Consider the following 14,170-nt stretch of genomic DNA (forward strand, 5'->3'; position numbering starts at 1 on the left):
GCCGGACGCCCGCCCCGCGCCTCACGCCCGCCCCGCGCCTCACGCCGCGGCCAGACGGGCCGCCTGCCGCGCACACCCCCAGGCCACGGTGACGCCCGCGCCGCCGTGGCCGTAGTTGTGCACCAGCACCCGCCCGTCGGGCAGCAGGGTGCGCTCCAGACGGACCGCGTCCCGCGCCGGCCGCAGCCCCACCCGGTGCCCCAGCACACGGGCCCCGGCGATCTCCGGACGCAGCGCCGCGCACCGCCGCACGATCGCCTCCGCCACCGCGGGGTCAGGGCGGTCGGACCACACGTCCTCCTCGGCCGTGCCGCCCAGCAGCAGCCGCCCCGGCTGCGGGAAGATGTACGCCATCGACCCGTCCGCGCCCTCGGTGACCATCCAGGTGCGGATCCCCGGGTTCTCCACGACCACCAGCTGCCCCCGCACCGGCCGCACCGCCGGGTCCGGCACCAGCTCCCGCGCCGCGAGCCCCGTGCAGTTCACCACCACCGGCGCGTCCGCCTCCGCGAGGTCCGCCACCGCACGCGTCTCCACCGTGCCGCCCGCCGCCGTCAACCGGTCCCGCAGATACGGCAGATGGGCCGGCATGTCGATCAGCGGCAGCCGCGCCCACAGCCCCTGGCCGCCCGGGTACTCGGCCTCGGTCACCGGACGCAGCCCCGGCAGCCGCGCGGCGGCCCACCCGCCGACCTCGTCCATCGACGTCTCGCCCAGTACCCCCTCGACCATCCGTACGCCCGTCGCCTCCGGCCGCAGCGCCAGCTCCTCGTACACGCCGAGCGACTCCAGCGCCCACGCCCGCGCCGACTCCGGCGGGTCGATGCGGTACGGCCACCACAGGGCGCCCGCGACCGCCGAGGTGGTCGCCCCGACCGGGTCCCGCGTCCACAGCCGCACCCGTACGCCCCGCTCGGCGAGGACCACCGCCGTGGTCAGCCCGGTCACCCCGCCGCCGACCACCACGACACCGCTGTCCGTTTCGCTTCCCATCCGGCGGACGGTAGCGGATGCCCGCGCGCGTGCTCGGGTCCGGCCCCGGGTGGGAATACTCACGGCATGTCTGCCGAGTACGCGACCTTCGGCCTGGCGCCGGCGACCCGCCCCGGAGGGCTGCTCGCCGGCGGTGACTTCCACGTGCACCGCGACTTCGTCGACTTCGTCGTCGACGGACGCCCGCTGCTGTACCGCCTGTCCGACCTGGACGCCGTCTCCCCGCTCGCCTCCGACGTGCCGCCGTCCCTGTTCACCGCCCAGGTCCGCGGCCTGCTGCTGGAGACCGGGGCGCCCCTGCCCGACGGCCGGTACGTCGTCTACGGCTGCCCCGAGTGCGAGGACCTCGCCTGCGGCGCCGTGACCGCCGTCATCGAACGGGACGGCGACGACGTCGTCTGGCGGGACTTCGCCTGGCAGACCGGCGACCGGGCCGACCTGGAGCGCGACGGCTACCACGGGATGGGCCCGTTCCGCTTCCGCGGGGACGAGTACCGCGCGGCCCTGACCGCGCTCCTGGACGGCGACCTCCCCGGCAGCCGCCGCCGCGTCCTGCTGATCGGCGCCCGCGCCGCCCCGCTCGCCCGGCTGGCCGCCGCCCTGCGCACCATCGGCATCGGCGCCGACATCACCCAGAGCGCCGACGGCGTCCCCGCCGACGAACTCCGCTCCTACGACGCCGTGCTGTTCGCCCGCTCGGTCCCCGCGCGTGAACGCGACGCCGTGCGCCGGGCGCTGACCGGGGCCGGGGCGGACGTGCCCTGCGTCGACGCGCTCGCGCCCGTCGTCCCGCTGCTGGTCGCGCAGGCCGAACAGGCCCTGGAGGCCGGCCGGGACGGCCACCGGCGGCTGACGGACCTCACCGCGGCCGGCGGCGCCGCCGAGTTCGAGGTGGTCTCCGCCTGCCGCGTCCGGCTCACCGCGCACCGCGTCGACCGCCTCTCCCGCGCCCGCAGCCGCGACCTCTTCGACGCGGTCCTCGAACCCGGCCGGCACCGCGTCCCGCTGGACCCGCCGGCGGTCAAGGGCGAGGCCTACCTCGTCGCCCGAACCGCCGGAACCGTGCTGGTCACCGCCGTCGCCCCCTGACCGGCCCGGGACCCCCGCCGTACCGCCGAGGCTCTAGGATCGGCGGTCTGATGACTGCCACCCTCGTCGCCAAGAACCTCGCCGCCGGACACGGCGACCGCTCCCTGTTCGCCGGGCTCGACCTCGTCGTCGCGCCCGGCGACGTGATCGGCCTGGTCGGAGCCAACGGCGCCGGCAAGTCCACGCTGCTGCGCCTGCTCGCCGGGCTCGCCGCGCCCGAGGAGGGCGAGCTGCGGCTCTCCCCGCCCACCGCCACCGTCGGCCACCTCCCGCAGGAGCCCGAGCGGCGGCCCGGCGAGACCGTGCGCGCCTTCCTGGCCCGCCGCACCGGCGTCGCCGAGGCTCAGCACGCCATGGACGAGGCCACCCAGGGCCTGGTCGACGGCGCGCCCGGCGCGGACGACGCCTACGCCACCGCCCTCGAACGGTGGCTCGCGCTGGGCGGCGCCGACCTCGACGAACGCGCCGAGGAGGTCGCCGCCGCCCTCGGCCTGGACGTCGGCCTCGACCAGCCGATGACCGCCCTGTCCGGCGGTCAGGCGGCCCGCGCCGGGCTCGCCTCGCTCCTGCTGTCCCGCTACGACGTCTTCCTGCTCGACGAGCCGACCAACGACCTCGACCTGGACGGTCTCGAACGCCTCGAACGGTTCGTGAGCGGCCTGCGCGCCGGGACCGTCGTCGTCAGCCACGACCGCGAGTTCCTCTCCCGCACGGTCACCAAGGTGCTCGAACTCGACCTCGCCCAGCGGCAGATCAACCTCTACGGCGGCGGCTACGACGCCTACCTGGAGGAGCGCGAGGTGGCCCGCCGGCACGCCCGCGACGAGTACGAGGAGTACGCCGACAAGCGCGCCGCCCTCCAGGACCGGGCGCAGACGCAGCGCGCCTGGATGGACAAGGGCGTGAAGAACGCCCGCCGCAAGGCGGGCAACGACAACGACAAGATCGGCCGCAAGTTCCGCAGCGAGGCCAGTGAGAAGCAGGCCGCCAAGGCGCGCCAGACCCAGCGCATGATCGAGCGTCTGGAGGTCGTCGAGGAGCCGCGCAAGGAGTGGGAGCTGCGCATGGAGATCGCGGCGGCCCCGCGCTCCGGCGCCGTGGTCGCCACCCTGCGCGACGCCGTGGTGCGCCGCGACGGCTTCGCCCTCGGCCCGGTGACCCTCCAGATCGACTGGGCCGACCGGGTCGCGGTGACCGGCGCGAACGGCGCGGGCAAGTCCACCCTGCTCGGCGCCCTGCTGGGCCGCGTGCCGCTCGACGCGGGCCACGCCGCCCTCGGCTCGGGTGTGCTGCTCGGGGAGGTCGACCAGGCCCGCGCGCTGTTCCACGGCCCGGAAACGCTGCTCGACGCCTTCCGCCCCTCGGTGCCGGACCTTGAGCCGGCCGACATCCGCACGCTGCTCGCCAAGTTCGGCCTCAAGGCGGAGCACGTGCTGCGTCCCGCGGCGACCCTGTCACCGGGCGAGCGCACCCGCGCCGCCCTCGCACTGCTCCAGGGCCGGGGCGTCAACCTCCTCGTCCTGGACGAGCCGACCAACCACCTCGACCTGCCCGCCATCGAGCAGCTGGAGTCCGCCCTCGACGCCTACGAGGGCACGCTGCTGCTGGTCACCCACGACCGCCGGATGCTGGACGCGGTGCACGTCACCCGCCGCCTGCACGTCACCGACGGCACGGTGACCGAACTCTGAGCCCGGTCCCGGACCCCGCGTGCGGCCCGGGATCGCACCTCATCGCTCAGCGGCGGCCGCTCTTCGGATCGACCAGACCGGCCCGGCGCAGGGCGTCCGCCATCGCGCTGTTGGCCGGGGCGGGCGCCTGCCGCGCACCACCGCCGCCACCAGCGCGGGCCTGACGCTGCTGGGGCGGACGGCCGCCGCGCTGCCTGCGCTCACGGTCGCCGCCCGGCGCCTGGCCCTGCGGGGCGGCCTCGTCGTCCAGACGCAGCGTCAGCGAGATCCGCTTGCGCGGGATGTCGACGTCGAGCACCTTCACCTTGACGATGTCGCCCGGCTTCACCACGTCCCGCGGATCCTTGACGAACGTCTTCGACATCGCGGAGACGTGCACCAGGCCGTCCTGGTGGACGCCGACGTCGACGAACGCGCCGAACGCGGCCACGTTGGTGACCACGCCCTCCAGGATCATCCCGGAGGACAGGTCGGAGATCTTCTCCACGCCCTCCTTGAAGGCGGCGGTCCTGAACGCCGGACGCGGGTCACGGCCCGGCTTCTCCAGCTCCTTGAGGATGTCGGACACGGTCGGCAGACCGAACGTGTCGTCCACGAAGTCCTGCGGCCTGAGCGAGCGCAGCACCGCCGTGTTGCCGATGAGCGAGGCCACCTCCTGCCCGGCGGTCTTCACCATCCGCCGCACCACCGGGTACGCCTCCGGGTGCACGCTGGACGCGTCCAGCGGGTCGTCGCCGCCGCGGATCCGCAGGAAGCCCGCGCACTGCTCGTACGCCTTCGGGCCCAGCCGGGCCACCTTCTTCAGCTCGAGGCGGGACTTGAAGGGGCCGTTGGAGTCGCGGTGCGCCACGATGTTCTCGGCGAGACCGGAGGAGATGCCGGACACCCGGGCGAGCAGCGGCGCGGACGCGGTGTTGACGTCCACGCCGACGCCGTTCACACAGTCCTCCACCACCGCGTCCAGCGAACGCGACAGCTTCACCTCGGACAGGTCGTGCTGGTACTGGCCGACACCGATCGACTTCGGGTCGATCTTCACCAGCTCGGCCAGCGGGTCCTGGAGCCGGCGCGCGATGGACACCGCGCCGCGCAGCGACACGTCCATGTCCGGCAGCTCCTGCGAGGCGAACGCGGAGGCCGAGTACACGGAGGCGCCCGCCTCGGACACCATCACCTTCGTCAGCTTCAGCTCGGGGTGCTTCGCGATGAGTTCGCCGGCGAGCTTGTCGGTCTCGCGGGACGCCGTGCCGTTGCCGATGGCGATCAGCTCGACCGCGTGCTCCTTCGCCAGCCGGGCCAGCTTGGCGATCGCCTCGTCCCAGCGGTTCGCCGGCACGTGCGGGTGGATCACGTCCGTGGCGACGACCTTGCCGGTCGCGTCGACCACGGCGACCTTCACGCCGGTACGGAAACCGGGGTCGAGACCGAGCGTCGCGCGCGTGCCCGCCGGGGCGGCCAGCAGCAGGTCGCGCAGGTTGGCGGCGAACACCCGCACCGCCTCGTCCTCGGCGGCCGTGCGCAGCCGCAGCCGCAGATCGATGCCCAGATGCACCAGGATGCGCGTGCGCCAGGCCCAGCGGACCGTGTCCAGCAGCCACTTGTCGCCCGGGCGGCCCCGGTCCGCGATCCCGAACCGGTGGGCCACGACGCCCTCGTACGACGAGCGGCCCTCCACCGGCTCCTCCGGCTCCAGGACGAGGTCGAGGACCTCCTCCTTCTCGCCGCGCAGCATCGCCAGCACCCGGTGCGAGGGCAGCTCCGTGAACGGCTCGGAGAAGTCGAAGTAGTCGGCGAACTTGGCGCCCGCCTCCTCCTTGCCCTCGCGCACCTTCGCCGCCAGCCGCCCGCGCACCCACATCCGCTCACGCAGCTCGCCGATCAGGTCGGCGTCCTCGGAGAAGCGCTCGGTCAGGATCGCCCGCGCGCCGTCCAGCGCGGCCTGCGGATCCGCGACGCCCTTGCCGGCGTCCACGAACGCGGCGGCCGCGGCGAGGGGCTCCACACCGGGATCGGCGAGCAGCCCCTCCGCCAGCGGCTCCAGACCCGCCTCGCGGGCGATCTGCGCCTTGGTGCGCCGCTTGGGCTTGAACGGCAGGTAGATGTCCTCCAGGCGCGCCTTGGTCTCCGCGCCGCGGATGCGGGCCTCGAGCTCCTCGGTGAGCTTGCCCTGCTCGCGCACCGAGTCGAGGATCGCCGTGCGGCGCTCCTCCAGCTCCCGCAGATAGCGCAGCCGCTCCTCGATCGTGCGCAGCTGCGCATCGTCGAGCATCTCGGTCGCTTCCTTGCGGTAGCGGGCGATGAAGGGCACCGTCGAACCGCCGTCGAGCAGTTCCACGGCGGCCTTGACCTGCCGCTCCCGTACGCCGAGTTCCTCGGCGATCCTGCCTTCGATGGACCCTGCGAAGGGTGTCGTCACGTTCCCGTACCGCCTTCTCCACTGAGGTTGCGCGGCAATTGTGGCAGGTGGCGACGACAATCGGGGATCAGGGCGGCGACGCGCCCGGACACCCCCCGGGCGGACTCAGGCGCGACGGCCGCGCGCGGAGGAGGACGCGCCGCCGAACAGCCGGGCGAGCGCCCGGAACGGCAGCGTCACGACGGTGGCGACGGCGCCGCCGATCTGGCGCAGGACGTCTGCGATGGCACGGAACACGTGGGAACCCCTTTCGTCGTCCGGCCGGTGCGGCCGGCCTCCCCCTGCGGGTACCTCGTCCACGCTTCAACATGCACCCGCTGTTTTCACGGTGCGGGTACGTGGGGGCTTGTCGCGCAGTTCCCCGCGCCCTCTTGGGGCGCTTGGTCAAAGGCTCCAGGTGAAGCGCGGCGCCCTGCGTTCCAGGAACGCCACGACCCCCTCCGCGGTGTCCTCGCTCGCGGCGGCCTGCTCGAGCCAGTGGCCGTCGCGGTCGGTGCGGCCGTCGGCGAACTCCTTCGCCGCCGCCTGGGTCAGCAGCGACCGGGACGTCAGGATCCCGGTGAACTCGGCGACCCGCGCGTCCAGCGCGCCGACGGGCAGCACCTCGTCCACCAGCCCCGTGCGCAGCGCCCGCTCCGTGCCGATCAGCTCGCCGGAGAAAAGCAGGTACTTGGCGGTCGCGGAGCCCACCAGCGACACCAGCCGCCGGGTGGCGGAGGACGGGTAGACGATGCCGAGCTTCGCCGGGGTCACCCCGAAGAGCGCGCCCTCCTCGGCGAACCGCAGATCGCAGGCCGCCGCGAGCTGCGCCCCGCCGCCCACACAGTGACCGCGCACGGCGGCCAGGGTCGGCTTGGGGAAGGCGGCGAGCGCCTCCTCGGCGGCCACGGCCAGCCGCTGCGCCTCCACGGGCGAGCCCTGGAGCGTGGAGATGTCCGCGCCGGCGCAGAAGGTGCCGCCGTCGCCGGTGAGCACCAGCGCCCGCACCCCCGGGTCGGCCGCCAGCGCGCCGAGCAGCGGGGGAAGCGCCGCCCACATCGCGGCCGTCATCGCGTTGCGCTTCGCGGGATGGCGGATCACGACTGTGGCGACCGAGTCGGTGACGCTGTGCAGCAGCTGCGGCTCCTCCATGCGCCGGATGCTATCCGCCCCGGTCACGGCGGTGTACGGCGGGCTCCGGGGCCGGTGTTACGAGCGCCGGGGGCGGGGGACACGGGGGAGCGGGAGGGTCGGGACGGGGACGAGAGCCGGGAGGCAGCCATGACCAGGTCCACCGGAGCCGCGGGCCCGCGAGGCGACACGGCGAAGCTGAACCGCGGCTTCGGCGTGCTGGCCGTGCTCGGGGTGATCCTCGTCGTCGCCGGGCTGATCGGCCTGATCTACACGGCCGCCGCCACGCTCACCACGATGCTCCTGTTCGGCTGGCTGCTGCTGGTCGGCGGCCTCGTCGGGCTGCTCCACGCGGTGCAGGCGAGGGACACCAACTTCTTCTGGCTGGGCGTGGTCGTCGCCGCCCTGAACATCGCGGCCGGGGTGGTGATCGTCAAGACGCCGGAGGCCGCGGCCGAGGCGCTGACCATGTTCGCCGCGCTGCTGTTCCTGACCGGCGGGGTCTTCCGGCTGGTCGGCAGCCTGGTCGTACGCGGCCCGCAGTTCGGCTGGACGCTGGTGCAGGGCGCCTTCGGGCTCCTGCTCGGCATCCTGGTCCTGGCCAACTGGCCGAGCAGCAGCCAGTACGTCATCGGCACGTTCTTCTCGCTGTCCCTGCTGTTCGACGGGCTGGGACTGATCGCCACCGGCTACGGCGGCCGGCGCATCGTGGGGATGGTCGCCGGCAAGTAGAGGCGCGCACTGCCCTCTCGGCGCACGGGTCTTCCGGCGTGTACGACCGAAGAGTGCCCGGAGCGGCACACAACGGACCCGAACGGTCCCGCGCCCGCCCGAGTCGGGCCCGAACGGTCGGAAACGCTCGATATCCGCTGACTTGTGTTCAGTGCGGAAGGGCGGAGGCGATCGGTCCCAACACTCGACGTGTGGTGACAATCGAGCGTGAGGGTGGCGACCCGCTGCCGTACGAAGGTGTCTGGCGGTTCACCGCCCCTGCCGTGGACGCCTCGGTGCCACAGGCCCGGCACGCCGTGCGGGACCTGCTGCTGCGGCAGGGGGTCCCGGTCGCGGACGACGTGGTGCAGGGCCTGCTGCTGATCGTCTCCGAACTGGTCACCAACGCGGTCAAACACGCGGCGCTGCTGTCCCCGATGCTCGCGGTCGAGGTCGCGGTGGGCGCCGAGTGGATCCGGGTGTCCGTGGAGGACAACCACCCCTACCGCCCCACCGCCCTGGAGAACGACTACGGGCGCACCGGCGGCCGGGGCCTGCTCCTCGTGCGCGAGATCACGCGGGAGGCCGGCGGAGCCTGCGAGGTCGAGCACACGTCCACCGGCGGCAAAGTGATCTGGGCCGCCCTGCCGCTCAAGCCCGCGCAGACCTACTAGCCGGCCGCCCGCCTTCCAAGGGCCGCCGTCACCACCCGGCCGACGGGCCCGTCAGCTCCCGCACGGCCGGCCGGGCCGCGTCCAGCACGGTCATGAACCAGGCCGAGAAGGTGTCCCGCGCGTGCCGCTCCGCCAGGTCCTCCGGCGTCACGTACGCCGTGGCGGCGACCTCGTTCCCGTCGGGCCGCACCGGCGACTGCACCATGCCGACGAAGAGGTGGTTGAACTCCTGCTCCACCAGACCGGAGGCCGGGTCCGGGTGGTTGTAGCGGACCGTGCCGGCCTCGGCCATCAGCGAGGGCGACACCCCCAGCTCCTCGTACGTCCGCCGGGCCGCCGCCGCGAACGGGGCCTCGCCCGGGTACGGGTGGCCGCAGCAGGTGTTCGACCACACACCGGGGGAGTGGTACTTGCCGAGGGCCCGCTGCTGGAGCAGCAGCCGGCCCCGCTCGTCGAACAGGAACACGGAGAACGCCCGGTGCAGCTTCCCCGGCGGCTGATGGGCGGAGAGCTTCTCCGCGGTGCCGACCGTCACGCCGTCCTCGTCGACCAGTTCCAGCAAAATCGGCTCGGCGGTGCCGCTCGACGGGCTGTTCGTCGCGGTGGCAGGTGTGATCGGCATACCCATCCTTCACTCGGTGTTCGCGCCCCAGTCTGCCGCACGAATCCGGCACTCCCGGCACTCCGGTCCTCCCCCGCATGTCCCGCCCCCGGCGTGACGGGCGACCGCGGCGGCGGCCGGACGGAGCCGGACCCGCGCTGATCGTGCCCGTGACGGGCGTCGGAGATGCGCGTCCACGGCACCCGCCGGAAAGAGGAGACGCCGTCACCCGGCGGAAGGCTGCGTTCCCCGGCGCATCGGCGCGCCCGGGGGCGTGCGGGCCACTCCGCGCGACACCCGCGTGCCGAGTGACACCGATGCATACGGAAGACCCGGGCGCCTCAGTGGCACAGCCGCGCCTCGTGCTCCGCGTGCCCGCTCGGCTCCAGCTGGAAGGTGCAGTGCTGCACGTCGAAGTGGCCGCCCAGGCAGTCCTGGAGCTCGTGCAGCATCTTCTCGTGCCCGATCGCGTTCAGCGTGTCCGCGCTGACCACCACGTGCGCGGAGAGCACCGGCATCCCCGAGGTGATCGTCCAGGCGTGCAGGTCGTGCACGTCCTCCACCCCCGGCGTGTTCAGGATGTGCGCCCGCACCGCGGCCATGTCCACACCCTTGGGCGCCGCCTCCAGCAGCACGTCGAGCGTCTCGCGCAGCAGCCTCAGCGTGCGCGGCACGATCATCAGCGCGATGACCAGGGAGGCGACCGGGTCGGCGGCCGTCCAGCCGGTGGTGACGATCACCAGCGCCGCCACGATCACCGTGACCGAGCCGAGCGCGTCCGCCGCCACCTCCAGGAAGGCGCCGCGCACGTTCAGGCTCTCCTTCTGCCCGCGCATCAGCAGCGACAGCGACACCAGGTTGGCGGCCAGGCCGACGGCGCCGAACACCATCGCCAGACCGCCCTCCGTGGCCGCCGGCGTGATGAACCGCTGGATCGCCTCGTACAGCACGTAGCCGCCGACGCCGAGCAGCAGCAGACAGTTGGCCAGCGCCGCGAGGATCTCCGCGCGGGCCAGCCCGAAGGTGCGCCGCTCGCTCGGCGGGCGGCCCGCGAAGTGGATGGCGAGCAGGGCCATGCCCAGCCCCAGGGCGTCGGTCGCCATGTGGGCCGAGTCCGCGACCAGGGCGAGCGAGTCGGCCAGCACACCGCCGACGATCTGCACGACCATCACGAAGACCGTGATCGCCAGCGCGATCCGCAGCCTCCCCCGGTACGCCGCGCTGACCGTGCCGCCGGCCGGCGCCCCGTGCGCGTGCCCGTGATCGTGGCCTGCCCCCATGCCCGCCGCCGCCCTTCCGCCGTCGCCTGCCGCTGCCCTTCCGGAGCACAGTGAACTACGGGGCGGGGGTATCCGGCAACGCGGCACTGAACACCGTTGTCATGTGCCCTGACCTGCGGAAACGATCCGCAGGTCAGGCGCGCGGGGCGCCCTGGAAGAGCTGCCAGCCCTCCCAGGCCGACTCGACCATCTCGCGCACCGAACGGCGCGCGCTCCAGCCCAGGCGCTCGCTCGCGAGGGCGGCCGAGGCCACCGCGCGGGGCGGGTCACCGGGGCGCCGCGGCTCGACCAGCGGGGCGGTGGTGTCGCCGGTGACCTCCCCGATGACCGTGATCAGCTCCCGCACGGAGACGCCCTCGCCGCGTCCGACGTTCAGCGTCAGATCGCCCTCGACGCCGCCCTCCGACAGCGTGCGCACCGCCGCCAGGTGCGCCTCGGCGAGGTCGGCGACATGGATGTAGTCACGGATGCAGGTGCCGTCCGGGGTCGGGTAGTCGTCGCCGAAGATGCGCGGGGCCTCGCCGCGGGTGATCCGGTCGAAGACCATCGGCACGATGTTGTAGACGCCGGTGTCGGCCAGTTCGGGGGCCGCCGCGCCCGCCACGTTGAAGTAGCGCAGGCACACCGTGTCGATGCCGTGCGCCCGGCCCGCCGCCCGCACCAGCCACTCCCCGGCCAGCTTGGTCTCGCCGTAGGGGTTCACGGGGGCGCACGGGGTGTCCTCGGTGATGAGGTCCACGTGCGGATCGCCGTAGACGGCCGCGGACGAGGAGAAGACGAAGCGCCGCACGCCCGCCTCCGCGACGGCGTCCAGCAGGGTCGCGAGGCCGCCCAGGTTCTCCCGGTAGTAGCGGGTGGGCTGCTCCACCGACTCGCCGGGCTGCTTGCGCGCCGCCAGGTGCAGCACGCCGGTCGCGCCGTGCTCGGTGAGCACCTTGGTCAGCAGGTCGCCGTCCAGCGCGGAGCCGCTGACCAGCGGGACGCCCTCGGGCAGTCGCGCCGGGACCCCGGCGGAGAGGTCGTCCAGCACGACGACACGCTCCCCGGCGTCGGTCATGGCCCGCACCACATGGGCCCCGATGTATCCGGCTCCGCCGGTGATCAGCCACGTCATGGTGGTCCACCCTAAGGTGAGCCACCGGCGCGGTTTGTGAGCCGGGGCCGTCATCCCCGATGATGAGCGCGGCACAGGAACGGGCGAACCGCGTCGATCCGGTCGGCGAACGGGCGGTGAACGCGGGCTTCCGAGTATCCGATAGCCTCTGCCGACATGCCGCCCGCAGGGCCTCCGGACGGGCGCATCACCGTGTACATGACCGGCGTGGACGCGCCCCCAGGGAGTGAGTTTTCGGTTGCCGACCGCCATCGTCACCGGCCCCCCGGTCCCCGGCTCGTCACTCGAGGGCGATCTGCGCTCCCTGGGCTTCGACGTGCGGACCGCCGCCGGCGCCGCGGAGGCCGAGACGCTGCTCGCCGGGGTCCCCGGTGAGGACCGGGTCGCGCTCGTCGACACCCGGTTCGTCGGACACGTGCACGCCCTGCGGCTCGGGCTGACCGACCCCCGCTTCCCGCTCTCCGCGATCCCCGGCGCCGTCACCGCCCAGCGGTCCGGCCGCCAGGCCCTGACCCGCGCGATGGCCCGCGAGAACTCCGCCTCCGGACAGCGCGCGGGCAACGGCACGCTCGTGGAGGGCCTCCCGGACCGGGTCACCGCCGCCCTCGACACCGACGTGCACCGCCCCGAGCTCGGCAGCCTGGTCGCCGCCGTCCCCGCCGACCCGCAGGCCCGCAACGAGGCCCGGCAGGCCGTCGCCGCCGTGGACGAGGAGGCCGTCCGCCTCAGGTCCGCCGTCAAGGCCCGCGACGGCTTCTTCACCACCTTCTGCGTCAGCCCCTACTCGCGCCACCTCGCGCGCTGGTGCGCCCGCCGCGGACTGACCCCGAACCAGGTCACCACCGCCTCCCTGCTCACCGCCCTGATCGCGGCCGGCTGCGCCGCCACCGGCACCCGCACCGGCTACGTCGCCGCGGGCCTGCTGCTCCTCGCCTCGTTCGTCCTGGACTGCGCCGACGGCCAGCTCGCCCGGTACTCCTTGCGGTACTCCACGCTGGGCGCCTGGCTCGACGCCACGTTCGACCGGGCCAAGGAGTACGCCTTCTACGCCGGCCTCGCCCTCGGTGCCGCGCGTGACGGCGACGACGTCTGGGCCCTGGCGCTCGCCGCCATAATCCTCCAGTCCTGCCGGCACGTCATCGACTTCTCCTTCGCCGAGGGCCGGGCCGGATCCGCGGGCGGACCCGCCGCCCTGTCGGGCCGCCTGGACCGCGTCGGCTGGACGGTCTGGGTGCGCCGCATGATCGTCCTGCCGATCGGTGAGCGCTGGGCCCTGATCGCCGTCCTCACCGCCGTCACCGCCCCCCGCGTCACCTTCTGGGTGCTGCTCGCCGGCTGCGCCTTCGCCGCCGCGTACACCACGGCCGGGCGCATCCTGCGCTCCGTGCGCCGCCCCGCGACGGACGGGGACGGGGCCGCCCGCGCGGCCCGGGCCCTGGCCGACCTCGCCGACAGCGGACCGCTGTCCGAACTCGCGCACCGCTTCCGGGCGCGCGGCGGCGTGGCGGCCGCCGCCCTCGGCGCGGTGCTGGTCACGGGCGCCGCCCTCGTGTGGGGCGCCGGATGGCAGACCGTCCTGGCCGCCCTCGCCTACGTGGTCTGCTCCGCCGCCGCCGTCGGCCGCCCCCTCACCGGCCGCCTCGACTGGCTCGTCCCCCCGCTGTTCCGCGCCGCCGAGTACGGAACCGCCCTGGTGCTGGCGGCCGACGCGGAGGTGAACGGAGCCCTTCCGGCGGCCTACGGACTGGTGTCCGCGGTCGCCTACCATCACTACGACACGGTCTACCGCATCCGCGGCGACGCGGGCGCGCCCCCGCGCGCGCTGGTGCGGGCGATCGGGGGGCACGAAGGTCGCACGCTCGCGGTCGCCGTCCTGGCGGCCGTGCTCACCGCGTCCGGATTCACCGTCGCGCTCACGGCCCTCGCCGTGGCCGTGGCTCTCGTGGTGCTCGCCGAGAGCATCCGCTTCTGGGTCGCCGCCCACCAGGGTGGCGCACCCGCCGTACACGACGAAGGAGAACCCGCATGATCGGCCTCGTGCTGGCGGCCGGCGCCGGCCGGCGTCTGCGCCCCTACACCGACACCCTGCCCAAGGCGCTGGTGCCGGTGGGGCCCGCGGGCATAGAAGGGGAACCGACGGTCCTGGACCTGACGCTCGGCAACTTCGCGGAGATCGGGCTGACCGAGGTGGGTGTCGTGGTCGGCTACCGCAAGGAGGCCGTGTACGCGCGCAAGGAGGCGCTGGAGGCGAAGTACGGGCTGAAGCTCACCCTCATCGACAACGACAAGGCGGAGGAGTGGAACAACGCCTACTCGCTGTGGTGCGCGCGGGACGCCCTGAAGGACGGGGTGATCCTCGCCAACGGCGACACGGTGCACCCGGTGTCGGTGGAGCGGACGCTGCTGGACGCGCGCGGTGACGGCAGGAAGATCATCCTCGCGCTGGACACGGTGAAGAAGCTCGCCGACGAGGAGATGAAGGTCGTCGTCG

Annotated in this window: 13 protein-coding genes; 6 read left to right on the forward strand and 7 right to left on the reverse strand. The window is 73.9% G+C overall.

The genetic code is table 11. From position 1 onward, the window contains the following. Positions 1–39: 39 nt before the first annotated feature. Entirely contained in the window at positions 40–993 is a 954-nt protein-coding gene (locus ACFOSY_RS27390; RefSeq protein ID WP_394311685.1) for an FAD-dependent oxidoreductase, read from the reverse strand. Positions 994–1,059: 66 nt separating this feature from the next. Here ACFOSY_RS27390 and ACFOSY_RS27395 point away from each other — a divergent pair, with 66 nt between their 5' ends. Continuing rightward, entirely contained in the window at positions 1,060–2,082 is a 1,023-nt protein-coding gene (locus tag ACFOSY_RS27395; RefSeq protein WP_394311687.1) for an oxidoreductase, read from the forward strand. A 50-nt stretch (positions 2,083–2,132) separates the two neighbouring features. Beyond that, complete coding sequence (locus ACFOSY_RS27400) at positions 2,133–3,773, forward strand: ABC-F family ATP-binding cassette domain-containing protein (protein ID WP_394311689.1); 1,641 nt, start codon at positions 2,133–2,135, stop codon at positions 3,771–3,773. 46 nt (positions 3,774–3,819) lie between these two features. On the opposite strand, the gene ACFOSY_RS27405 is transcribed toward ACFOSY_RS27400, so the two are convergent. The 3 genes from ACFOSY_RS27405 to ACFOSY_RS27415 form a co-directional block, all read right to left on the reverse strand. Then, complete coding sequence (locus ACFOSY_RS27405; protein ID WP_394311692.1) at positions 3,820–6,189, reverse strand: Tex family protein; 2,370 nt, start codon at positions 6,187–6,189, stop codon at positions 3,820–3,822. Positions 6,190–6,294: 105 nt separating this feature from the next. Continuing rightward, on the reverse strand, positions 6,295–6,426 hold the full coding sequence (locus tag ACFOSY_RS27410; protein ID WP_006133333.1) for an LPFR motif small protein: 132 nt from the start codon (positions 6,424–6,426) through the stop codon (positions 6,295–6,297). Positions 6,427–6,573: 147 nt separating this feature from the next. Then, positions 6,574–7,320: an enoyl-CoA hydratase/isomerase family protein gene (locus ACFOSY_RS27415; protein WP_394311694.1), complete on the reverse strand. Its 747-nt coding sequence runs from the start codon at positions 7,318–7,320 to the stop codon at positions 6,574–6,576. Positions 7,321–7,449: 129 nt separating this feature from the next. On the opposite strand from ACFOSY_RS27415, the gene ACFOSY_RS27420 reads away from it, so the two are divergent. After that, a complete protein-coding gene (locus tag ACFOSY_RS27420; protein WP_394311697.1) occupies positions 7,450–8,031 on the forward strand; it encodes an HdeD family acid-resistance protein in 582 nt (193 codons plus the stop codon). 191 nt (positions 8,032–8,222) lie between these two features. Then, entirely contained in the window at positions 8,223–8,684 is a 462-nt protein-coding gene (locus ACFOSY_RS27425) for an ATP-binding protein (protein WP_359602744.1), read from the forward strand. 28 nt (positions 8,685–8,712) lie between these two features. On the opposite strand, the gene idi is transcribed toward ACFOSY_RS27425, so the two are convergent. From idi to galE, 3 genes are all read right to left on the reverse strand, one after another. Continuing rightward, positions 8,713–9,306 carry an isopentenyl-diphosphate Delta-isomerase gene (gene idi / locus ACFOSY_RS27430; RefSeq protein ID WP_394311699.1) on the reverse strand — a complete coding sequence of 198 codons (594 nt, stop codon included), beginning with the start codon at positions 9,304–9,306 and terminating at the stop codon, positions 8,713–8,715. A 320-nt stretch (positions 9,307–9,626) separates the two neighbouring features. Further along, positions 9,627–10,565: a cation diffusion facilitator family transporter gene (locus ACFOSY_RS27435; RefSeq protein WP_394311701.1), complete on the reverse strand. Its 939-nt coding sequence runs from the start codon at positions 10,563–10,565 to the stop codon at positions 9,627–9,629. A gap of 133 nt (positions 10,566–10,698) precedes the next feature. After that, positions 10,699–11,679, reverse strand: coding sequence for a UDP-glucose 4-epimerase GalE (gene galE, locus ACFOSY_RS27440; protein WP_394311703.1), 981 nt, complete (start codon positions 11,677–11,679; stop codon positions 10,699–10,701). A 238-nt stretch (positions 11,680–11,917) separates the two neighbouring features. Here galE and ACFOSY_RS27445 point away from each other — a divergent pair, with 238 nt between their 5' ends. Further along, the gene (locus ACFOSY_RS27445; protein ID WP_394311706.1) at positions 11,918–13,708 is read left to right on the forward strand and encodes a DUF5941 domain-containing protein; all 1,791 of its coding nucleotides are present in this window, start codon (positions 11,918–11,920) and stop codon (positions 13,706–13,708) included. Then, positions 13,705–14,170: phosphocholine cytidylyltransferase family protein (locus tag ACFOSY_RS27450; RefSeq protein WP_394311708.1), on the forward strand; the 466-nt coding region annotated here is incomplete at its 3' end. The genes ACFOSY_RS27445 and ACFOSY_RS27450, both read left to right, overlap by 4 nt.

Source organism: Streptomyces lusitanus (assembly GCF_042647945.1).
Taxonomy (GTDB): Bacteria; Actinomycetota; Actinomycetes; order Streptomycetales; family Streptomycetaceae; genus Streptomyces; species Streptomyces pseudogriseolus.

Excerpts from the sequence above, each read along its gene's own strand:
- ACFOSY_RS27390 (WP_394311685.1), bottom strand. The coding sequence starts at position 993 with ATGGGAAGCGAAACGGACAGCGGTGTCGTGGTGGTCGGCGGCGGGGTG.
- ACFOSY_RS27395 (WP_394311687.1), top strand. The coding sequence starts at position 1,060 with ATGTCTGCCGAGTACGCGACCTTCGGCCTGGCGCCGGCGACCCGCCCC.
- ACFOSY_RS27435 (WP_394311701.1), bottom strand. The coding sequence starts at position 10,565 with ATGGGGGCAGGCCACGATCACGGGCACGCGCACGGGGCGCCGGCCGGC.
- ACFOSY_RS27420 (WP_394311697.1), top strand. The coding sequence starts at position 7,450 with ATGACCAGGTCCACCGGAGCCGCGGGCCCGCGAGGCGACACGGCGAAG.
- ACFOSY_RS27415 (WP_394311694.1), bottom strand. The coding sequence starts at position 7,320 with ATGGAGGAGCCGCAGCTGCTGCACAGCGTCACCGACTCGGTCGCCACA.
- idi (WP_394311699.1), bottom strand. The coding sequence starts at position 9,306 with ATGCCGATCACACCTGCCACCGCGACGAACAGCCCGTCGAGCGGCACC.
- galE (WP_394311703.1), bottom strand. The coding sequence starts at position 11,679 with ATGACGTGGCTGATCACCGGCGGAGCCGGATACATCGGGGCCCATGTG.
- ACFOSY_RS27400 (WP_394311689.1), top strand. The coding sequence starts at position 2,133 with ATGACTGCCACCCTCGTCGCCAAGAACCTCGCCGCCGGACACGGCGAC.